General features: G+C 34.1%; 19 protein-coding genes, 3 pseudogenes and 1 riboswitch. Of the genes and pseudogenes, 18 read left to right on the forward strand and 4 right to left on the reverse strand.

Annotated elements, in window-relative coordinates:
• Positions 1 to 401: 401 nt before the first annotated feature.
• Positions 402 to 485, forward strand: a riboswitch (cyclic di-GMP riboswitch).
• A 117-nt stretch (positions 486 to 602) separates the two neighbouring features.
• The 16 genes and pseudogenes from folE (at position 603) to PGC35_RS07390 (ending at position 19409) form a co-directional block, all read left to right on the forward strand.
• Positions 603 to 1184 (forward strand): GTP cyclohydrolase I FolE, encoded by a 582-nt coding sequence (gene folE / locus PGC35_RS07315; RefSeq protein ID WP_375218708.1) that lies wholly within the window; start codon positions 603 to 605, stop codon positions 1182 to 1184.
• A gap of 16 nt (positions 1185 to 1200) precedes the next feature.
• Positions 1201 to 2022, forward strand: a complete 822-nt coding sequence (locus tag PGC35_RS07320) for a 6-carboxytetrahydropterin synthase (protein ID WP_375218709.1) — start codon at positions 1201 to 1203, stop codon at positions 2020 to 2022.
• Positions 2023 to 2733, forward strand: coding sequence for an SDR family oxidoreductase (locus PGC35_RS07325; RefSeq protein WP_375218710.1), 711 nt, complete (start codon positions 2023 to 2025; stop codon positions 2731 to 2733).
• Positions 2734 to 2751: 18 nt separating this feature from the next.
• Positions 2752 to 3738, forward strand: a complete 987-nt coding sequence (locus tag PGC35_RS07330; protein ID WP_375218711.1) for an ATP-binding protein — start codon at positions 2752 to 2754, stop codon at positions 3736 to 3738.
• Positions 3671 to 4738: an alpha/beta hydrolase family protein gene (locus tag PGC35_RS07335; RefSeq protein ID WP_375218712.1), complete on the forward strand. Its 1068-nt coding sequence runs from the start codon at positions 3671 to 3673 to the stop codon at positions 4736 to 4738. Before PGC35_RS07330 ends, PGC35_RS07335 begins: the two co-directional genes overlap by 68 nt.
• Entirely contained in the window at positions 4722 to 4973 is a 252-nt protein-coding gene (locus PGC35_RS07340) for an acyl carrier protein (RefSeq protein ID WP_375218713.1), read from the forward strand. Before PGC35_RS07335 ends, PGC35_RS07340 begins: the two co-directional genes overlap by 17 nt.
• On the forward strand, positions 4960 to 6420 hold the full coding sequence (locus PGC35_RS07345) for a class I adenylate-forming enzyme family protein (protein ID WP_375218714.1): 1461 nt from the start codon (positions 4960 to 4962) through the stop codon (positions 6418 to 6420). The genes PGC35_RS07340 and PGC35_RS07345 overlap by 14 nt, the downstream gene beginning before the upstream one ends.
• A complete protein-coding gene (locus PGC35_RS07350) occupies positions 6417 to 8012 on the forward strand; it encodes a methyl-accepting chemotaxis protein (protein WP_375218715.1) in 1596 nt (531 codons plus the stop codon). The genes PGC35_RS07345 and PGC35_RS07350 overlap by 4 nt, the downstream gene beginning before the upstream one ends.
• 15 nt (positions 8013 to 8027) lie before the next feature.
• Positions 8028 to 8345, forward strand: a complete 318-nt coding sequence (locus tag PGC35_RS07355; protein ID WP_375218716.1) for an STAS domain-containing protein — start codon at positions 8028 to 8030, stop codon at positions 8343 to 8345.
• A gap of 5 nt (positions 8346 to 8350) precedes the next feature.
• Entirely contained in the window at positions 8351 to 9178 is an 828-nt protein-coding gene (locus PGC35_RS07360) for a PP2C family protein-serine/threonine phosphatase (RefSeq protein WP_375218717.1), read from the forward strand.
• 37 nt (positions 9179 to 9215) lie between these two features.
• Entirely contained in the window at positions 9216 to 11303 is a 2088-nt protein-coding gene (locus PGC35_RS07365) for a flagellar assembly protein A (protein WP_375218718.1), read from the forward strand.
• A gap of 20 nt (positions 11304 to 11323) precedes the next feature.
• Positions 11324 to 11632: an STAS domain-containing protein gene (locus PGC35_RS07370; RefSeq protein ID WP_375218719.1), complete on the forward strand. Its 309-nt coding sequence runs from the start codon at positions 11324 to 11326 to the stop codon at positions 11630 to 11632.
• Positions 11633 to 12103: 471 nt separating this feature from the next.
• The gene (locus PGC35_RS07375) at positions 12104 to 16012 is read left to right on the forward strand and encodes a PAS domain S-box protein (protein ID WP_375218720.1); all 3909 of its coding nucleotides are present in this window, start codon (positions 12104 to 12106) and stop codon (positions 16010 to 16012) included.
• Positions 16013 to 16095: 83 nt separating this feature from the next.
• Positions 16096 to 17217, forward strand: coding sequence for a sensor domain-containing diguanylate cyclase (locus tag PGC35_RS07380; RefSeq protein WP_375218721.1), 1122 nt, complete (start codon positions 16096 to 16098; stop codon positions 17215 to 17217).
• A gap of 97 nt (positions 17218 to 17314) precedes the next feature.
• Positions 17315 to 18680 (forward strand): annotated as a pseudogene (locus tag PGC35_RS07385) (IS3 family transposase).
• Between the two features lie 357 nt (positions 18681 to 19037).
• Complete coding sequence (locus PGC35_RS07390) at positions 19038 to 19409, forward strand: hypothetical protein (RefSeq protein WP_375218722.1); 372 nt, start codon at positions 19038 to 19040, stop codon at positions 19407 to 19409.
• A 392-nt stretch (positions 19410 to 19801) separates the two neighbouring features.
• On the opposite strand, the pseudogene PGC35_RS07395 reads toward PGC35_RS07390, so the two are convergent.
• Positions 19802 to 20204 (reverse strand): annotated as a pseudogene (locus PGC35_RS07395) (MocR-like pyridoxine biosynthesis transcription factor PdxR); the annotation flags it as partial.
• Between the two features lie 230 nt (positions 20205 to 20434).
• On the opposite strand from PGC35_RS07395, the gene PGC35_RS07400 reads away from it, so the two are divergent.
• Together PGC35_RS07400 and PGC35_RS07405 are read left to right on the forward strand one after the other, a co-directional pair.
• Positions 20435 to 20701: a recombinase family protein gene (locus tag PGC35_RS07400; RefSeq protein ID WP_375218723.1), complete on the forward strand. Its 267-nt coding sequence runs from the start codon at positions 20435 to 20437 to the stop codon at positions 20699 to 20701.
• A gap of 47 nt (positions 20702 to 20748) precedes the next feature.
• Positions 20749 to 20916, forward strand: a complete 168-nt coding sequence (locus PGC35_RS07405) for a hypothetical protein (RefSeq protein WP_375218754.1) — start codon at positions 20749 to 20751, stop codon at positions 20914 to 20916.
• Between the two features lie 159 nt (positions 20917 to 21075).
• Here PGC35_RS07405 and PGC35_RS07410 read toward each other — a convergent pair whose 3' ends face one another.
• The 3 genes and pseudogenes from PGC35_RS07410 to PGC35_RS07420 all read right to left on the reverse strand — a co-directional run bounded on the left by PGC35_RS07410 (position 21076) and on the right by PGC35_RS07420 (position 22931).
• Complete coding sequence (locus PGC35_RS07410) at positions 21076 to 21531, reverse strand: OsmC family protein (protein WP_375218724.1); 456 nt, start codon at positions 21529 to 21531, stop codon at positions 21076 to 21078.
• 220 nt (positions 21532 to 21751) lie between these two features.
• Positions 21752 to 21943: pseudogene (locus tag PGC35_RS07415) on the reverse strand (CNNM domain-containing protein); the annotation flags it as partial.
• Positions 21944 to 22166: 223 nt separating this feature from the next.
• On the reverse strand, positions 22167 to 22931 hold the full coding sequence (locus PGC35_RS07420; RefSeq protein WP_375218725.1) for a TerC family protein: 765 nt from the start codon (positions 22929 to 22931) through the stop codon (positions 22167 to 22169).
• Positions 22932 to 23120 lie beyond the last annotated feature (189 nt).

Raw genomic sequence — 23120 nt, forward strand, 5'->3', positions numbered from 1 at the left:
ATTGAAGAATAATGAATTTAACCTCTAAAGTAAAAAAATCAGACTTGCACTGCTAGATTTTGACTTGCTTGACCAGTATTAATAATCTTATTAGCGATGGAATTTGTGAACAAAGATTAAATGATATATATTGAAGTACTAATGCGATTAGTTTTGTTTAGGGAGGACGTTTTAAAGGTAGTTTTTATCTTAAAAAGCTTAAATCTTCGCTAATGTAAATTCCAATATTAGTCTGTTTTGATTTTTGAACCACCAAGGTTAGGCCTAAAGGCCTAATTTTTGTTTTCTAGTATTAATTAAGTGTACCTAAAGATATATTTAATTTTGTATTGCTTTTTTAGTACATTTAGGTTATATATATAGAATAAAGAAGTACATAAGATATAAAATCTTATATTTTTCTTCGATAATAGAAAACTTGTCGAAAGGCAAGGACGCAAAGCCACGGGTCTAAGGTTTAATACTAAGATCGCCGGGTTGCCGAAAAGAATTGGTTTCTAAGATAAATTAGACTAATCAGACACTCTGATATAGTCTCTTTGAGTCCGCCCAATTTTTGGGGGGACTTTTTTATATATTAATTTAAAAAAGGAGGAAACAGTATGTTAACTGAGACAAGATCGCAAGCAATTATAGAAAGTTATGTACGTGGAATACTTGAGGAAATTGGGGAAAATCCAAATAGAGAAGGATTGTTAGATACACCTAAGCGTGTGTCTAAAATGTATAAGGAAGTATTTTCGGGTGTTGGTATCGATCCACGAACAGCATTAACAACTACTTTTGAAGGTGAGCAATATGATGGAATGATTGTAGTAAAAGATATTGATTATTACACGTTTTGTGAACATCACTTAATCCCTTTCTTTGGGAAAGTTCACATAGGTTATATGCCAAGTGAAAGAATTATTGGATTAAGTAAGTTTGCAAGATTAGTAGAATTAACAGCTCAACGTCCACAAGTGCAAGAAAGAATGACGCAACAAATTTCAAATGCAATATTTGATGTGTTGAATCCAAAAGGAGTCATTGTGAGTGTAGAAGGACAGCACTTATGTATGTGCGCACGTGGTGTCAAAAAGCCAGGTTCATCAACAGTTACTACTGTTAAACAGGGTGTATTTAAAGAAAATGACTCTCTTATAAGAGAGTTTGAAAGAAGTCTTGAATCTGGTCGACGATAGGGGGAAAGGGAAGGGTATGCGTTACTTATCAAGAAGAGTTGATTTTTCTGCTATGCACAGCTATGAAGTAGCAGAGTGGAGCAAGGAAAAAAACAAAGAAGTGTTTGGTCTTTGCAGTAACCCACACGGTCACGGTCATGACTATCAATTAGAAGTTATGGTGAAGGGCAATTTAAGCACACAATCAGGCATTGTAGTCAATACAGTTGATATTAAAGATATAGTTGGAAAAATCGTTGAAAGCGAACTAGATGGAAAATTTATCAATAAAGAAAATGCATACTTTCATAATAAAATACCTACCACGGAGAATATTGTGAATTATTTGTGGGAAACAATTTCACCGGTGTTAAAAGATTGTGAACTTCATAGATTACAGTTGCATGAGAATCCATTTTTATTTGCAACAAAGGAGGAAGGAAATATGGTCAGTTTGACTAGAAAATATCATTTCTGTGCAGCTCATCGACTACACAGCAATAAACTTACTAAGGAAGAGAACCTTAACATATTCGGGAAATGTAACAATCCCTTTGGGCATGGACATAATTATTATCTTGACGTGACCTTGAGTGGAGAACCTAATCCAATTACGGGTATGATTGTCGACTTAGCTAGATTAGATGATATTGTTGAAACTCAAGTACTAAATAAGTTAGATCATAAACATTTGAACCTTGATGTTGAAGAATTTAAAGATTTAAACCCAACCTCAGAAGTTGTTGTTCAGGTCATCTATGACATGCTTTCTCCTCATCTACCAAATTTGCAAAAAACAGGTTTGTGGGAAACAGAAAAGAATTTCTTTGAGTATGCTGGAAATGGAGACTCTAACTAAATGGAAACTCTGAAAAGTAAAGACAAGGTTGTCATGATAACCGGGGCAAGTAAAGGGATTGGTAGAGCAACTGCACAATTATTAGATGAATTGGGATACAAACTTGTTCTAGGTGCTAGAGATACATCTGTCTTAAATGAAGAATTCTCAAGAGAGGCTGTATTGAAGTTAAACGTAGATGTAAGAATTGAAGATTCAGTAAAGCGATTCGTACAACAAAGCATTGATAAATTTGGGAAAATTGATGTATTAATCAATGCTGCAGGACTTGGCGTATTTTCTAATATTGTAGATTCGCAAACTGAGGATTTCGATCAAATGATTGCAGTAAATCTAAGAGGAACATATTTGACTTGCAAATATGTTGCCAAAAATATGAGAAATAGTCAGGAAGGACAAATTCTTAACTTAGTATCTGTGGCAGGAACGACTGCGCTAGCAGGATGTGGTGGATACTCTGCTTCTAAGTTTGGTGTTTTAGGATTAACAAGAGTATTACAAGCTGAATTGAGACATGAAGGAATTCGATTAACATCGGTCATTCCTGGTGCAGTTAGTAGTTCTTTTTGGGATTCTATTGAACCAAAACCAGATTTTGCAGAGATGATTCCTGTCCAATCAATTGCTGAATATTTAGTTTTTTTAATAAATCAGCCAAAACAATCTTCAGTTGATGAAGTTACAATCATGCCACCAAACGGAATTTTATAATAGGAGGTACGGGGGGAATTGAAAAATTCAATTTCAAAATTTCTTCGCAAAGTCCCTAAACCAAACGATAGTTCTCTCCAAACGGTATACCCAAAACTTGAAGAATTTTCATCATTTGAGAATGTGAAAAAGAGCACAATTACAGGATGGATTGCCTACCAAATGGCTAAAAATCTAAGTGTGAATGAGGAGCAAATAGATCTTTTTTTCTTAAAACCATTTATTCAAAAAGATTACCAAGAACACATTGAGCCTGAAGCAGAAACTATCTTGCAATTAGCCCAATCTGCAACTTTATGGATTCAGAATGATTCATTAATAGAGGAAGAAATTAAACAATTAAATCTCTCCCCGGCATATACCAAAGTATTATCTCGTGTAATAAGGGAAGTGCAAACAGAGAAAGATTTACAGGAAAAAGCATACTCCGAATCAAAAGAGATATGGAATGTTTACCGAGATGTCATATATTCTGCTTCGCAAGGTCATTTCCTTTTGGTTGAAAAAACTGATCTTATTCGATATAAGTCTGGCAAACTCTTATGTGAAGCAGAAATTAAGCAAAGAGAAGATATCCCTTTAGCTAGAAACGCCGCAACAGAAGTTTTTGAACGGGTAAATCTAAAACCCTCAAAAATGATGAGTTATAAGTTAATCGTTTCTGAAGCTGTAACTAACGTGCTAAAGCATGCTGAATATGGAAAGCTACTTATTTACCAGGATGAAATAACAAGCACATTACGGGTTATTATTGAAGACACTGGTAAAGGATTTCCACTTAAAATCCTGCCTCAAACTACTTTAATGGCAGGATATTCAACAAAAAAATCAATGGGTCAAGGTTTTAATTTGATGTTAAAAATGGCGGATCAACTCGTTTTAGAAACTTCAACAAGTGGGTCTACCCTAATCCTGATATTAAAAGGAGAAAATGAGAATGTTGAAAACAAACTTGAACCAAGAAATGACCATACAAAAAACAATTATGACAGCCAGGTTATTTGATGGTTTTTGGGAGAGATGGATAGCTCATGGAATTGACCTTGAAGATATTAATAAAGGTAAAAATCAATTTTTTGAAATTGATGATTGGATAAATTATTTTCAACAATGTGCATTTTCATATGAGAATAAAGCCCTCCTTTCTCGTGCTAATTACCAGTTTATACAGGCAGAACAATATTATCGAAAGGCTGGTCTCTATTACAATCTCATGCAATGGATTTATCCGAATCGTTGTGAAGAAAAAATTGGATTTTACAAACAATCCATTGAATTTTTCAAAAAAGCTGATTATATATCCGATGTGCATACTAAAATAGTGAAAGTATCCGTAGAAGGCCATTATTGTGTTGGTAGAGTACGAATACCAACTTATTACAAAGGTTGTATGTTAATCATTAACCCTATTGACTCCAGTAAAGAAGAACTGTACACGTATGAAGAACATTTTCTTAAATTAGGATTTATCACGATCAGTTTTGATGGTCCTGGGCAAGGGGAGTCATTCATACTCAACAATGTAATAGCTACCAACAATCTTTGGCATCTCTTTCTTAATGAAATTATAAATTATGCTCATTTAAGTTTTCCTAATTTAGAGATTAGCTTATTTGGGACAAGCTCAGGTGCTGCATGGGCAATTCATGGTAGTAAACATCCGTTGGTCTTTAAATCAATAGCTGTCAGTCCACCTATTGCGAATAAAGCATCAATACCAGGTTATTTTGAAGAACGATTGGAATATGTAACGGAAAAACCTACGAATATATTACCTAATTTAATTGAAGTAACCGAATGTAAATCCGTCCTCCTTTTTCATGGAAATAAAGATGTAATGGTAACAGATGATGACATTTATAAGTTATTTATAAGTCTTCCAGAACCCAAACACCTTGTTGAATATGCGGAAGAAGGTCATTGCTGTAATAATAAACTTCATGAAGTCCGGGAAATTTCAAAGAAATGGTTAAACTTGGGGGAGAACAATGAAAATTGCATTTGAAATCGTTGCTAAGCATATTTCAGAAATAGCACATGTTCCTATTGACAATATTAAAAAAGAGTCTAAATTTCAAGACGATTTAGGTATAGATTCTTTAAAATTAGTTAATTTATTCATTCAATTAGCAGAGGTTACAGGAGTTGAATTTAATCGATTTTTATTAGCAGAAGACCTTAAAACTGTTGGGGGCATATATTTTGCCATCACAAAAGGAGAAGACAATGACAACAATTAAGGAAATATTTTTCCAAAACAATAATGATGGGGTCGTATTATCTACGTTTTCAAGTAATTATTCGGCCAATGACATAAAATCATCGATGGAACTCTATATAGATATACTCCAGCACGAAGATTTAACGGGGAAGAAAATCGGGTTGTTGATTCCTCATGTTTTTTCGTACTTATCGCTTGTTTTAGCAATTAATCAGCTTGGAGGAACAATAGTGCCACTTAGTTCCCAATTTCGTAAAGAAGATTTAACCGCAGTTCTTGAGTCGCTTGACCCTCATTATGTATTTACAGTGGATGAAGTAGATGGGTTTTCTTTTATTGATACTTTTTCTTTATGGGCTGATAAGAGTGAGAAAAATACGAAGATTTTCAGGACAGACGATTATATAAATTGGAAAACAAAAGAATTTGCTGGATCAAATAGAATATTCAATGCAGAGAAAATGGATTTTATTTGTTGCTCTTCAGGGAGCACTGGCGTTCCTAAAGGTATTGTTGTTAGTGCTGAAACCCTACAATTTTCACTTGAATTTATTATGAATGTGAATAAAATGCAGCATGGAGATCGAATTTTTCTTAATGCACCCCCAAACTCAGTTTTTGGTATATGTGCTTTACTTAGTGGTATATATAGCGGGGCACAGATTGTATTTCCTGATCGGTATGATCTACAAGGAATTGTTAAGTTATTGGAAAAGAAAAAGTGTAATAAGATATTAAGTACTCCTTCAATTTTTAAGTCTATTTATCAAGCTGCCAACGTTCTTAATCCCCAAGTACTGAAAAATCTAGAAATTGTTTCTTTGACTGGAGAAATGATGACGGATGGAATTGTTGATCAGTTTATGAATATGGATACTTGTGAATTTATCGGTATGTATGGAAGCTCTGAGATTGGGGGAGCTATGTATTGTAATTTGAGAGAAAAAATTGAGTTTACCGTAGGTGAGGGTATTCAATATAAATTAAGTGAAAATGAACTTTTGTTAAAATCGCCAGCGGCTTTTTCACATTACTACCAAAACCCAGAATTAACAAAAATGGCTTATGATACAGATGGTTGGTTTTTAACGGGGGACATAGTACGAGAGTCCGATTCTAATAAAATTTCAATAATAGGAAGAAAAAAAGAAATAATAAAAAAAGGCGGACAACAAGTTATCCCAGGTGAAATTGAGAAAGTACTATTGAGTAATGAACATGTAAAACAAGCTGTTGTATTTGGAGTACCCCATCGAGTATTTGGTGAACAAGTTGTTGCATATGTCGTTTTAGAAGGTAAAGAAAATGTACAAGAGTTATATGGGTATTGCCAAAAGCAAATCGCAGGATACAAAGTCCCAGATTATATAGAAGTAATTTTAGAAATACCTCTTATCCAAGGTAAAGTTGATAAATTAACACTCCGAACGATGTTTAATCAAAAGTTTGAAGGAGTTAGCTCATGACAAAGAATAAGACATTAAAACAACAATTTATTATTAAAATGCTCTTAGTGGTAGTAAGTATAGCAACCGTCTCTGGTCTCATTCAATTTTACTTCTTATATCAAGAGGTAAAATTGAATGTTGAAAATGAAGCACAGATGATTAGTCAAAGTATAGAACAAGGCATTAAAAGTACGGATTTAGCTGAGAGAGCAATCGAACAACAAATTGATTATAAAATTGAAAGTATTTCACAGCGAATTAGCGAGCGATTACCAAATAAAGAGATTGATATCACAAATCAGGTTTTGCAAGAAATTAGTAAAGATATGAACATAACTGGAATTTCGATATTTGCGAAGGAAAATGATAAAGTCACCGTCTTCAAATCATCTGAACCGGAAGAAATTGGTTTTTCATTAGAAGGTTTGAGTAAAGAAGGTGATGCTACTTTACATCAATTACTAAATGAAGTAAAGCCTGAGAATTTTGGAATCACGAGTTATATTAATGATAATACGGTTGTTCTTTATACTGCACAAGCTGGCTCAAGGGATAAACCAGAATTTTTCAAGTACGCCTATTATCATAAACCAGGAACGGATTATATTATCAGTATATTTATAGAGGCAAATGAGGTATATCAGTATACTGAGAAAGTTGGACCTCATGTATGGATTGAGAATCTATTAAAAGAAAATGAATATGCGAAAGAAATTGCTGTTTTAAATCCAAGGGTATATGCAGATCCAAGTTTAGCAGAAAAAATCTATCCTCCTCTAGAGAAAGTGGTGTATGGAAAATATAATTACACCAATGATGAAAAGGCAATTATTCGAATGATAGAACACCCTGAAAAAACATCCTATCTCCAAGATGTAAAAGGGGAAAAGATTTATAAAATTTTTATTCCTTATGATGAAGGACGCGTTATTTTTATAGCACTAGATTACGAGAAAATGAGCGCTCCTCTTAAAAATCACTCACTAATTTTAATTATCTTTGGTTTCTTATCACTTATTGTATTGTTTTTTGTATCTACACGTTTCTTTAGTGGTATATATCGAAATATTGAAAAAATTATAAAACAAATTAAATCACTAGAAAAAGGTGATTTTACGGTGCAAAGTACCGTCAATGGCGGTGGAGAATTAGATGATCTATCGAAAACTACTAACAAAATGGCAATTACGCTTAATAATGTTATGAGCGAGACATTACAACAAGCTAATCACACGCAAAAACTTGCATATATTTTAGAAGCTGAAGCTACTAAATCAGTTGAGGAAATTTATACGATATCTATGCAAACTACTTCTGGTGCTAGAGAAATAACAGAGGATCTAGAATACTCTATCACACAAATAATAACTATTTTACAAGATAGTAAAGATGAAAAAGCTAAGGTAATACTGGCACACATTGAAGAAATCCGTCAATATGTAAAAAAAGGTACCAATTCTGCAACAGAAATGACAATATCGTTAGCTAATATATTAACTTCCTTACAAAACCAGTCTGTTTCCCTGTCCACAGTTTCTAAAAAACTATTTAATAGTATGAAACAATTTGAATTAGACACAAGAATGGATGAAGAAGAACATCAGAAGTGACAAGGAGTGAGCAAAATGGATATCAATGTATTAAAAGAAGAGCAAGATAATGTTTGCACACTCCATGTTTCGGGTTTATTGGATTATTCGACAATGGATTCGTTTATAGAAAAAGTTCATTCAATAAAAGATGGGACAAATAGAGTAATAATTAATTTTGAGAGTTTAGAGTTTATTGATTCTACTGGCATTGGGGCTATCATAAACTTGGCTCACAAAGCAAGCGAAATGCAATTTAAAGTTGAACTAGTCGGTATTAGTGAAGAAAATGAGGATTTATTTAATATGATCGGTGTTTTTGAAATCATTGAAGCTTTACAAATGGAGGGGTAAATCTTATGTTTCAAAAAGAATTTACTTTAGTCAATACGGCTGAAGAAGAAAAAGTATTGAAACGTGAAATTAACCTTGCACGGAATATTCAAATGAAATTGTTGAATGGAGAAACACCTTCTTTCGAAGATGGTGAGGTCTCTGGAATATCTATTCCAGCCCGTTTAATTGGTGGAGATTATTATGATTTCAGTTACTTGCCCAACGGCAAAATTAGAATCGTTATTGGAGATGTAATGGGGAAAGGAATACCAGCTGCAATGTTAATGATTTTAACCCGCGGGGTATTCAGAAGTGTAGCAGAAATAACGAATGGTCCAGGTGACACATTAGCTGAAATGAATAAGGTAATGTTTAAAGATCTAAGGTCGCTTGGATCGTTTGTAACAGTATTTTGTGCTGACTGGGATCCGATAGCTAAAATACTAACATTCGCAAATGCTGGACATAATCTACCTATAGTCGTCCGTTCTTCTGATAAAGTACAGAGTCTTCCTAAAACAAAAGGGGTCATGATTGGCGGTTTACCCAATCAAGAATATCCTGAAGAGTCTATTCAGCTAGAGAACAACAGTTTTATTCTTTTTTATACTGACGGTGTGATAGAAGCTACTAATGGAAAAGGGGAAATGTATCGAGTGAATCGATTAGAAAACTTACTTCTTTCAAGTTTTGGTAAAGAAATAAAAGCTATTGAAACAGCGATTGTAGATTCCATTCAGAACTTTACAGAAGATACTCCTCAAAGAGATGATATCACATTAGTTTTATTGAAGGTGAGTAAGGAAAAAACAGATATTACGAGTTTTAATTCCCCAATTTTAATTAAATAATTGTTCTATTAGTTTACGATACGTGGAGGTGAAAATAATGCGAAGTATTATCTCAAAGGGAAAGAATGTAACAGAAGCAGTTCAAATCGGATTAGAATTACTGGATGCTCAAAAAAATGAAGTGGATATAGAAATCATTGAGCAGGAAAAAAAAGGTTTTCTAGGGATTGGTCATAAACTTGCTACTGTCAAAATATCTAAACAAGATGTTTCAGTAAATGTTAAGCAAAAAGAACAACAAGTAGATAGATATGAAAAAATTAAAGATCTTGAAAGATCAATCGAGATATTACCAGAAAGCCTAGAAATTACTCAAGTAATTGCATCCTCAACAAGCTCTCCAAAGACTCAGCAGCAAACAAGTAGCCTAGAAAATGAGGCTATTGCTTGGATCAAAGGGGGAAGACTTTTTGTACAAAACTCACCAACTCATTATCCAAGTGCCACCATAGAAGAGGGAATTGAAGTCAGTATAAATGGTTCTCTTGTAAAAGAAAAAGCTATCATTCTTTCACAAGATGATGATGTGGACATATATGGAATCCAAGAAGAGGGAGAAACAAAATGGAGTGTCTCTGTTGATTCAAACAAACTAAGGGTATTGTTAGTTGTAGAACCAGGGTACAAAATAAAGAGAACAATTCGTGACATAGAACCTAGCCAACATATAACATTAAGCGCAGATGAGGTTACACTTCCTATCAATACATTAACATACGAACAAGTCGTACAGGCAATGGGATCACTTAATGTTATTTATGGATTTAATAATGGAGAAATCATGAAAGCAATAGAAGCTACTGAAAATGGCACTTTCGAAATTGCAACTGGAACAAGTGCTTTGCCTGGTCAAGATGGATGGATAGAAATGAAAGTAAACATTGATATAGACAAGAATTTTAAAGAAAACGAGTTAGGGAAAGTGGACTATAGAGAACAAAGGATAATTCATTCGGTAGAGCCTGGGACAATAATAGGAATAATTCATCCTCCTGTACCTGGACGTCCTGGGGTTACTGTTACAAATGAGCCTCTACCTGCGAAGCGAACAAATTTATTACAAGTTAAAGCAGGTCAAGGGATTAGCGTGATTGAGGATAAAATTGTCGCTTTGGAGGCTGGACGCCCTTCTATTGAACAAAGAGGAAGATTCGTAAAAGCCTCTATTTTGCAAAAAATGGTTCATCCAGGTGATGTGAATCTTTCATCTGGAAATATCCATTTCAAGGGTGACGTGACAATATTAGGAAGTGTTCAAGATAATATGGTTGTGGAAGCTAGGGGAAATATTATTGTTCACAAGTCAATTAATGGTGCAAAGGTAGAATCATTGAATTCAATCATAGCACATCAAAATGTTATAGGGTCAGAATTATCAGCTGGTAAAAATAATTTATTAATCGCAGAAATGGGCTATTTATTAGCTACTCTTAGTGAACAATTAGATAGAATGGTTGCTGTAATTAATCAGCTAGCGGTATCTAGTGCTTTTAAATTAAGTGATTTTCCTAAGACTGGGCTGAAACCATTATTACACATCTTACTTGAGAAGAAATTCAAAAGTTTTTCTACTATCGCTAAAAATTACTTGAATCTTTTCAAAAACGGGGAACCATTTCTAGTGGATGAAGAATGGCTGGAAGTATCGATTCTGTTAAAACGCCTCTTTTTAACAATATCAAACGAGTTTATTACAATGGAAGTAATAGATGAGCTGTCTTTAAAAGTAAAAAGTTTATACGAATTCACTCAAATACCTGCAGAACCTAATTCCTTTATTAATATTTCAAGTGCTACAAATAGTCAATTATACTGTAGTGGAGATGTGACTATTACCGGAAAAGGCTGCATTAATACGAAAATCCATTCAGAAGGAAGACTTGAAATTAAAAAAGTTCTACGTGGTGGAGAAGTATATGCTAAGGAAGGTATTCAAATTAATGAAACGGGATCTGAGAGTGGGGTATCTACAATTATTTCTGTTCCAACTGGTCAAAGTATTCAGATTAACAAGGCAATGGAAGGGACCATATTAAAAATTGGTAGTGCAAGAAGGGATATAAAAGAAACCACTCATTTTATCAATGCTTGCATTAATAAAAATGGGCAAGTAGTTTTTGAGTAAATTTGAAGGATGGTACCTAAATGCTTAAACTTAAAATAAAAGAAGAGAATGAAAATCTTCATATTGAATTAAAAGGTGATTTAGACATTGATGGGACAGAAATTATAAACGAACTGATTCCTAAAATGTTAACTTACAATAATGTAAATATTGATTTTAAAGCCGTTCCTTTTGTTGACTCATCTGGAATGGGCATACTTATGACGCTTGTCCAAACATTAGCAGCAAATCAAACAAGTGTTATCATCTCAAATGTACAGAGAGAAGTATTTGAGATATTTAATCTCCTTCAAATTCCTGACATTCTAGGTAAAGACATCTTTGTATAATTTTAATAACATAACATATGGAACTAGTAAGTAAACAATAGCCAATTAGGAGAAAAGGTAGAAAATACAAAATTTATTGGTGTTAATAGTTAAAACCTCATTTAAAAGAAGGTTAGTGGAATAAGACCGCTTCCCTACTTTGGGTTCTTTAATTTTGGAAGTTGGATTCTTACTCAGGTATCCTTCTTCCATGAGACCAACGAAAAAATGATTTCATAAAGCGGATATTATGTGCAAGACTAGCTGGTTTTAAATGCTTGCCGGATATTCCTACAGTTGATTTATATCCAGCAATTCGATCTCTACATCCTTAAAATAATCAATTATTAGCAAAGACTGTAACTGTTAGGCGTTTGTAGCGAAAAGCCCTCTATTTGTTTATCTGCTTCAAACAATGGCTACTTCTCTTAGAGGATGGCCATTTTGTATTTATTATTTTTTGAAAAATAAATTAATAAATGGAGAATGAAAATGAATATTACTAAAATTACTGATTTATTCAGAAATGAAAATGATATTGAATTCATTAAAAGAGTAATTGATAGCGTAAGCTCGCCTATATGGTACAGAGATCTGGAGAAAAATTCTCTATGGGTATCTAACGAGATTGCCAACATATACGGGATTATACAATGCGATTATAAAGATATTCCTAATTTTTGGAATGATTTCATTTTTCCTGAAGACTTGCCTTTAGTTGAAAGTCACATGAAATATCTATTATCGGGCCGTCCGTCTGATATTGAATTCAGAATCATCCGTTCAGATGGAGTTCTTAGGTGGGTTCAAGATAGCGCCGATGTCATCAAAAATCAACAAGGAAAAGTCGTTTTATGTACTGGTATCGTTCTCGATATTACCGACAGTAAAATAGCGTCAATTAATTTAGCTGAAAGCGAAGAACGATATCGTACACTAATTGACCTCTCTCCTAACTTTGTTTTTGTTCATCAGGAAGGAAGAATTTTGTATGCAAACCCTGAGTTACTAAAAATCTTAGGAGCTAGTCATGAGAATGAGGTATTGGGTAAAAAATTGCAAGAAATGATAGTATCTGAAGAGGTAGATACTTTTCAAAATCGCCTGGAAAGGCTCGTAAATGGTGAGAAGCTTTCTTCGTTGGACTACAAAGTTAAAACATTGGATGGAAGAGTAATAGATCTAGAAACAAATGCAGTTGCAATCTCATATAACGGAAAACCAGCTGTAATGGTAGCAGGCAAAGATATTACGGAAAAGAAGAGGGTCTATAAAGAATTAAATGATAATAAACAGCGATATCAATCCCTTATTGAATTTAATGCAAATAGTGTCTTCTCGTTTGATTTAAACGGTTACTATACAAGCAGTAACAATATACGCGAACAAATGGCTGGCTACACTACAGATGAAATTTTAAAGATGCATTATCTTGACATGGTTACACCAGAAGAAAGAGAAAAGGTGAAAAAACTTTTCGAGTTAGTGACAAAAGGCGCACCACAAAACTTCAGAACCGCAGTTCATCACAAAAATGGTTCTCTCATTCATTTAAACACCTCTATTACCCCTATTATGGTAAACGGGCAAATTGATGGTGTATACGGTATATCGCAAGATATAACGAAACAAGTTGAAATAGAAAAAGACAATGAATACATGGCCTTTCATGATTATTTAACCGGATTGCCTAACCGAAATTTGTTGCATTCCCGTCTTTTAAAAGAATTAACGGTTGCTGTTGAAAAGAAACAAATCATGGCTGTGTTATTGCTTGATCTAGATCGTTTTAAAGTGATCAACGATACATTGGGACACAATGCAGGTGACTTTCTTTTGAAAGAAGTGGCCAAACGGCTGAAGTCATCCGTACAAGATAAGGATATCATTTTCCGTCAAAGTGGAGATGAATTTATCGTGGTTTTAGCAGATGCCGATAAAAATGTTGCATCCAAGGTGGCTCAAAGAATTCTTGATGTTCTTGCCGGTCCATATAAAATAAATAATTATGACATTTTCACTACTTCAAGTGTAGGTATTAGCATGTTCCCCGAAGACGGGGAGACGGTCGAGACATTGATTAAACATGCTGATTATGCCATGTATCAAGCAAAAAAAGCAGGTAAAAACAATTATAAGTTTTACTTTTCGAATGAAACCGAATTCAATCCATTGCAAATGGAAGCGGATCTTTATAAAGCAATTGAACGTGAAGAGTTCCTATTACACTATCAACCAAAACTTAATTTGAAAACCGGTAATATAGTGGGCGTAGAGGCATTAATCCGCTGGAATCACCCGGAGCGAGGAATAATATCACCTGCAACCTTTATTCCTGTTTCTGAAGAAACCGGATTGATTATACCTATCGGGGAATGGGCGTTGTACGCTGCATGCAAACAAAATAAAACATGGCATCAAAAAGGTTTTTCAACGGTCATGGCTGTCAATTTATCAGCCAGGCAGTTCACTCAATCCAATCTCGTTAAAACAATTGCCACCATTCTGAAAGAAACAGGGCTTGAACCTCACTATCTGGAACTTGAGATTACTGAAAGTATGACGGCGGATATTGAACGTACCATTTCAACATTAAAGCAGCTTAAGCAATTGGGTGTTCGCATAAGCATTGATGACTTTGGGACAGGATTCAGCTCATTAAACTATTTAAAACAATTCCCTGTGGATACATTAAAAATCGACCAATCGTTTGTCCGAGAACTTTACAAAAATCCAAAAGATGAAACGATTGTGAAAACGATCATTTCAATGGCACATAACTTGAACTTGAATGTAGTCGCGGAAGGAATAGAAACCAAGGAGCAACTTGTGTTTCTGCAACAGTATCTATGTAACGAAGGACAAGGTTATTTCTTTAGTAAACCCCTACCAGCAAAGGAATTGGAAAATGCTCTTCCAGGAATTGCGCAAATTGTAAAAGAATATGGAATTTCTCAAAATATCAACGAACGAATGTGGGCAGAAGAACTAGTCCAAATGGCAAAAAAGGAGCTTCAGGATACTGTTCGACTGCAACAAGGAATGATCTTTAAGTATAAAAAAATCTCTGGTCAATTTATTCATACACTTTGTGATGGTGATTTACTGTACCGACTAGGTTTAATTCCTAATCAAGTAGTTGGAAAAGCACTACACGAGTTTCTTCCTTCTGAAAGTGCAATGGAAAAAACGAAATATTATCAGAGGGCTTGGGAGGGAGAAGAACTTGTTACGTACGAGAGCATGATTAATGGGATATTTTATCTTGCTGCTTTACGTCCAATTAAACAAAGTGGAGAAGTGGTAGAAGTCATTGGGTCATGTGTAGATATAACAGAACGCAAAAAAGCCGAGAAAGCTTTGAGGGAAAGTGAATACAAATATCGCCTAATTGCAGAAAACATGACTGACTCAATTATGTTATTTGACATGAACGGACATGCTTTGTATGCATCACCATCTAACGAAAAAGTAATTGGTTTATCCAAAAAGGATGTAGTGAGTAATAAAATAATGGATAGAGTACATCCAGAAGACGTTCCATTATTATTAATGAAATTTGACCAGATTGGCAAAACGAAGTCTCCTTTACAGGTGGAATTTCGCTTGTTGCATGTCAATGGGTATTGGATCTTAATGGAGTGTGTCGGTACACCTGTAATTGGTGGAAATGGTGAAACGGAGCACATTATTGTGGTTGGAAGAGATATCACAGAAAAAAGAAAAGCAGAAGAACAGCTTTCAAAGTCAGAAAAATTAACTGTTGTAGGGGAACTTGCTGCAGGTGTCGCCCATGAAATAAGAAATCCTCTTACATCAATAAGAGGCCTTATTCAGCTATTACAACAAGGAATAATAAAACAGGAATTCTTTGAAGTTATTCATGATGAGTTTAATCGTCTTGAAGATATTATTAAAGAATTCCTTAATCTCGCAAAGCCAAAAGAGATTCAAATAAAGAATAGTAATCTTGAAAAAATACTAAAAGATGTTGAGATACTGATGGAATCAGAGGCAAATATGCGAAACGTTAGAATATTCAGCCAAATAGAATCGGACATACCTATGATTTGTTGCGATATAAATCAAATCAAACAAGTGCTTGTAAACCTAATTAAAAATAGTATTGAAGCCATTCCTAGTGGAGGTTACGTGAACATTCAAGCCATTAAAGAGAAGTCAAATGTATTGATAAAAATCATCGATAATGGTGTTGGAATAAATGAGGAACGTCTTAAAAAATTAGGGGAACCTTTTTTTAGTAATAAAGAGAAAGGGACTGGTTTAGGGTTAATGTTATGCTTTAAGATTATAAGTCTGCATAAGGGGACAATAACATTTACAAGTAAAGAATATAAAGGAACAACAGTTGAAATTAGGTTGCCTCTTCATAAAATGTAAAATAAGTACAAAGAGAGCTAAAGACCCACAAAGAAAATAGCAGTGTTAAATTGATGAGAATTAACTTTGAGAAGAGGGATGATTTGAAATATAGAGGTAGAATAATTGGTTTACTTATGTATGTAATCTTAGAAATAGCGTTTAATATTTATTATTACGTTATCTATGGCTACTTAGTATGGATACCAAAATTATTTTCTGTTCCATTAATAGGCTGTTTTGTGTGGTGGTTAGGTTCACAATATGATAAAGTGCAATATTTTGCTGAAAGAGACAGACTCCAAACAAATGAATTAAAAATAAGTAATGATAGATTTCGAACTATCTATGAGAAGGCAGGATTAGGGATTGTCATTTTAAACCAAAAAGGCCGTATTGTTCAAGCTAATCCAAAATTAGAAGAAATACTAGGATATGACACTGAAACTTTATGTACCATGACATTTATAGATACAAGCTACCTAGATGAAAATTTAGAGAAAAATATTCAACTTTTTAGGGAACTCATGGAAGGAAAAATCGACTATTATCAAATAGAAAAGCGTTATATTCACAAGGACGGACATATAGTATGGGGGAAAGTAACCTCATCGCGTTATGTAGGTGACAATGAACAACCGTATGTAATCGGGATGATGTTAGATACAACTGAACGTAGGGCTGCCGAAGAAAAACTACTAGAAGTTAATAAGACGTTAGAAGATTTATCTAATAAGGATGGATTAACAGGAATTGCTAATCGTCGTTCTTTTAACGATTACTTTGTTCAAGTATCGACACAGGTGTTGAAAAACTCTACTCCTTTATCTCTGATTCTACTGGATATTGATTATTTTAAGAACTTTAACGATACTTATGGTCATCTATGTGGTGATTTTTGTCTAAAACAAGTGGCAAGTACATTAGATCTTAAAGTATCGCAAAAACCTTATTTTGTTGCTCGTTACGGTGGAGAGGAATTTGTAATCGTACTGCCGGAAGTGGATATAAAAGGTGCGTGTGTTATTGCGGAAAACATTCGTGCAGCTGTAGAAAATATTCAGATTTCCCACACGGGTTCAAAAGTTAATAATGTTGTTACTGTTAGTGTTGGGGTTGCCGCGATGCCTTCTGATTCTATTTCAGTTCCGGAAGATTTAGTTCGTAGAGCTGATGAGGCACTATATCGGGCAAAGCAACAGGGACGAAATAGGATAGAATGTTAACATGTAGAACAATTACCAGAAATAATCACAAAAAAAGCCCTCCGTTTGAACTGCCCCGTAAATGTTAGACATTAACTAACATTTACGGGGTGTTTTTATGTCTAAATATACAGTAGAAGTTAAATTAGAAGCGGTGGAACGCTATTTAACTGGAAACCAAAGCTATAAAACTATTGCAGAAAGCATTGGCGCAGCTAAATCTCAAGTCATTACTTGGGTAAAACTATTTGAAGCACAAGGTGAACATGGTTTTCAGAAAGACGACTATACAAGTTACTCATCAGCGTTTAAACTAGACGTACTCAATTTATGTTCAAAACTGGTGCGTCTCTTCGAGAAACTGCAAGCACATTTAATATTTCTTCCCCTAGTACCGTGTATAAGTGGGAACAGTTGCTTAAGACAAAAGGAATGGACGCGCTTGAACCAAAGAAAAAGGGGCGTCCATCCATGAAAAAAGAAACGAAGAAAATTATATCACCAACATCCACTCCAGCAGAAGACTCAGTCGAAGCTCTACAAGCGAAAGTCGAGCGTTTAGAAATGGAAAATGCTTATTTAAAAAAGTTAAACGCTTTAGTTCAGACGCAGGAAAAATTACAAACAAAATCAAAGCGCAAGTAATTTTTGAACTAAAGGGACAATATGAGGTCGTGGATTTAGTTGAGGTCGCTGACATTCCACGCAGTACTTATTACTACTGGGAAAAACGATTGGATCAAGTCGATAAATATGAAGCGGGAAAAGAAGCCATTAAGATCATTTATCACGAACATAAGGGTCGTTATGGTTACCGTCGCATCGCGAAAGAACTGCAGAAATACGGTTTTACTCATGACCCGAAGACCATCAACCGCTTGATGAATGAAATTGGTTTAAAATGTGAGGTCCGTATGAAGAAGTATCGCTCTTATAAAGGAAACGTTGGGAAAATCGCTCCTAATGTACTACAACGTGATTTTAAGGCAGGGAAAATGAATCAAAAATGGGTAACAGACGTGACTGAATTCCATCTATTTGGAGAAAAACGTTATCTGTCACCTGTTCTTGATTTGTGTAATGGGGAAATTATCGCATATAAAGTCATGAATCGACCGGTCTACCAACTTGTAGGAGATATGTTAGACGAAGCTGTTCAGCGCCTCCAGCCAGGAGACGAAGTCATCCTTCATTCCGATCAAGGCTGGCATTATCAAATGAAAAAATATCAACAGACATTACAAGCACATCAAATTACACAGAGTATGTCTCGTAAAGGGAACTGTTTAGATAACGCAGTCATTGAAAATTTCTTTGGCCTATTAAAGTCTGAACTGCTTTATTTACAAGAGTTTGAGAGCATGGCGCATATTGAAAAGGAATTAGAAGAATATATGGATTATTATAATCACAAGCGAATGAAGGCAAAATTAAAAGATCTGAGCCCGGTAGAATACCGAACACAGATCTTAGAAGCTGCCTAAATTATTTGTCTAACTTTATTGGGTCAGTTCACGTTCGGGGCTTTTTTTTCAAATATGCAACGAGATCACTAACATCATAAAAAATTAAGTATGATAAAGCCTGTTTAATCAAGGCTTTACGTAATACTAAAATCAACTCAGTTAAATAAAATTAACACAAAAAAATAATTATGTGAGCAAATGTGTGAGCTTTATGGTTCAATGGAATCAAAAATTGGAAAAAGGTTTAATAAAGCAATTAACAACTTAAAATCATTTAGAAATAACAAAAAAGATATAAAAAAATTAATTTTAGATGTTTGATTCTTAGCTAAATTAGAACATATTTTTCGTTCTGGACTTCCTCCAACCAACCTTTTGGACAAATCGTTTTTCGATGAACCTGATGATGAAATCATTAAAGATTTAGAGCAATTATGTGAAGTTTTTCAAGAAAAGTTTATACCAACTGTAACTCCAAATAGCGAGATTTTCTATAATCCATCTTTTGGTGTTTCCTCCGCTTTTGTTGGGGGTGCAGATGGTGACATCATTATCGACGGAACATTATATGATTTTCAAAGTGGAAAAAGCACAGGTTATAAATGGCAAGAAGTTGCTCAAATTGTTAGTTATTTTCTGCTAAATGAAATATCTTTAGACGTTAGTAACGCAGATGATTTTTTTGATGTTCCATATAAACATTTAGAAATCAATAGAATCGGTCTTTATAGAGCAAGATACGGTTAAATCGAATATATAGACTTATCCTATTTTGATAAGAAACAAATTGATACAACAAAAAAGAAACTTATCTCCTATTTTGCTAAAAACACAAGTTTCAGTAGCTCATTTATTAAAAATCTTCATATTTTAGAAAAATTAGCTAATTCAAATAATAGTTTAAAAGATCAATGAAAAAAAATTAATGGGTTCTGTTGTATTTTAATGGCTTCGATACACCGTTTGACATTATTTGTTAACTGGGTTCCTTGTTCAACTAACGGGTGCTCTAGTCAAGTGCTTCCTGTAATGGCAGCTTGTTCTAATTGGGGTCCCGGCAGAAAAACGCGTAAAATATACGCTAAGCCAATTTTTGGATGAAAAAAGCCGATTTTCCTTACGCTAAGGAAGAATCGGCTTTAATTTTTGGATTTAAATATTGCTTGATGTAGTCTGGTCACGCCTTCTTTTATTTCTTCCTTTTTAGATGTCCATAACCCAGAATAATTTCGATTATGATGTTTTCCTTTTTCAATAGCATGATCTTTTCTACAGGATATACTTTAACTCCAAACTGTTCGATCCATCCAAGTAAATCTTGTGAAAAGTGGGATTCATTTAATTCAACAATTAGGTGTAAGCCTGTTGAATAGCCGAAAATATTAACCTTATTCGAAAATGTGTTTTTAAACAATGAATAAGGAAGTTTCTTCGGCTTTTATAAATCTTCTTCATCTTCGTAATATGTCGTTCCAAATAGCCTTCATCAATAAAACGAGCAAGGATGAGCTGATCTAAAGAAGGGGTATGTAGATCTTTCCAGTCTCAAAAACATTCGTTTTTGAGACTGGATTAATTTAAAAAAAAATAACCTCAAACACTATTAATATAGATTTTAAAACTCATCTCAAAAAAAAATCTCATAATCTGCACTTTTTATGATTTATGAGACAATAAGTTGAAATACTAACTTGAGGTGATTATATTTTGATTGGTTATGCTCTAGGGTTTCCACGCAAGAACAAAACCTTGATTTACAAAAAGATGCTTTATTGCATGCTGGTTGCAAGCGAATATTTACGGATGTTGCTAGTGGAGCGAAATCTTCAAGAACCGGACTGGATGAAGCTATTGATTTCTTACGAGAGGGAGACACATTGGTAGTTTGGAAACTGGATAAATTGGGACGTTCTTTAAAACACCTAATAGATTTAGTAAATTCCCTTAATGAAATTTTCTTAGTCTTCCAGAGAATATCGATACTACTACAAGTGAAGGAAAGCTTATTTTTCATGTTTTTGGGGAAGCGAAAGGCTTAGAGGCAAAAGAAGCGATAATAGTATCGTTATCTAAAGTAGGACAAGCGATTACAGCCTCTGGATTAACCGTGATTGTTGGATTTTCCACATTAATTTTCGTGAACTTCCCGATTTTAAGTGATATTCGGTATTACCACCGTGATCGATACGGTATTATCATTAATCTGTGCATTAACGATCTTACCTGCACTGATTGTGTTATTCCGAAAACGTAATAAATAGAATAACCCAAAAATCTCAGCATAATTATGCTGAGATTTTTTAATTACATGTATTTAAAAATCCTAAGGCTCTATTATATATAATCAAAAAAGTTTAATTTATTTAAGTTAAAATTATCTTTATCCATGTTCATTCCATTTTTAATGAAAGGTTTATATCTTCTTCCATTGGATGTCAAGTTTGATTCCAGCGGCAATAAATAGGTTAAGTACGGGACATCTACGTTCTACTTCATATTTTAGTTGCTCAATTCTCTCTTCACTTTCTTCAGTATGTATTTTTGCGGTAAAACGAATTTTCTGGAAATATGTAGAGACGCCTTCTTCTCCCATTAGTCCTTTAGTATCAACAATACCTGTACTTTCAAAGTCAATTCCCGAGAAAACAAAGTCTAACTCTTGGGCTACTAATGGAATCATAACACCTTTACAACCATTAAGGGCTGCAAGTACATATTCCAGTGGCATTGCCCCTGCATCACCCCCCCCTAATGTTGGTGGTTCGTCCATAGAAAACACAGAAAAATTTCTTATTGAGATATCGGTTTTAACACCGGAATCCCATTTGCCCGCAGCGGACACTTTAACTAATGTAGATGTTTTAGCCATGATGTTGCCTCCTTTTTATTAAACCTATTAAACTTGTATGAATAGTATTATATAAATAAAATACTAAAATGTAAATAAAAAAATTCAAAATATTAAATTTTTTACTAGAAAATTTTATTTAAACTAATGTAATCCAAAAAGAGAAAACTAACACTTCTTGAACTCCCATGAAAATTAAAAAACGCTCAAAATTTATAAAAATGCAAATTCCTAGCAGTCAGGCTGATAAGTAATAATCTAAATTAACAGCCACTTTCTTCGCAAGTACTGCCTTTTTGTTACCTTCGGCGATCAATTGATCAAGCCGCGACATTCTTATCTTGACTACGGCAAATTCCGATCCAACAAAAAAAGCAGTCAAGCCAATCAAAATCACTAATAAAACTAAATTTAATATGGTAATTATATCCACTTATATATTCCCTTTAAAGGGATTCACCTCCAAATTAATTACATCAAAGTCAATGAGGAAGCAATCGACATCAACCGTGTTTCTAGCGTTTTATGAATGTTTATTTTTAAGTGAGTAGTTACAAATGCAAACTTTGTAGATCCAAAAAGAGCATTCAAAGGGATTAATAATACGATTTAATAGCCTTCCCCCATTGCAAATTTCTTTAATCACTTTCACAAGTTCACGATTTTTTTTGGTTTTTATCTTTTGACATAAACCATCCTGTTGCTGCAATTCCAATTAAAATTGTGTAGAAAAATAATTTCCATTCGGTAGAATGAGCAAAATCATAGGATAATACTCCGACATCCGGGTGCCCTAATGTTAAAACAGCGAGTTTTACTCCTACCCATCCAACTATTGCAAATGCAGCAATTTCGAGTCCTGGTCGTGAATTTAATAGTTTAACGAACAAGTTAGCTGCAAAACGCATAATGATTAGTCCAATCAAACCGCCCATAAAAATAACGAGGAACTTTCCACCATCTAACCCTCCAATTGAAGGGAGAGTTGTATTTGGAAGAGTCATGGCTAAGGCAACCGCAGCAAGAATAGAATCAATTGCAAAAGCAATATCGGCTAACTCAACTTTTAAAACTGTAGCCCAAAAACCGGATTTTTTCTTCTCTTTTTCCTCTATATTCTCTTCTTTCTTTTTAAAGAACAGTTTCCTCGCTATGTGATTAATGGCGATAAACAATAGATATAATGCCCCTATAGCCTGAATTTGCCAAACATCCACAAGAAATGAAATAATAAATAAAGAAGCAAAGCGGAAGACGAAGGCGCCAGCTAAACCATAAAAGAGTGCTCTTTTCCTTTCTTCTTCTGGTAGGTGTTTAACCATAATGGCTAATACCAGTGCATTATCAGCTGCAAGCAACCCTTCAAGAGCAACTAATAGTAACAATACCCATCCGTATTCAAATAAAATTGATAGTTCCAATCAAATCAATCCTCTCAAAAATCATTATTTTTTATACAAAAAGTTCATATCAGACGTTACAATAGTAAACAACTTTGATGTATAGTACATCCTTATTTCACCTTGCTGGAAATAAATTTATTATTCATTTTTCAACTCCAGTCTGTTTAGGATTTCTTTTAATGAGAGTTCAAGAATGTCTGACCATAT

Source organism: Psychrobacillus sp. PGGUH221, from assembly GCF_042055255.1.
Classification (GTDB): Bacteria; Bacillota; Bacilli; order Bacillales_A; family Planococcaceae; genus Psychrobacillus.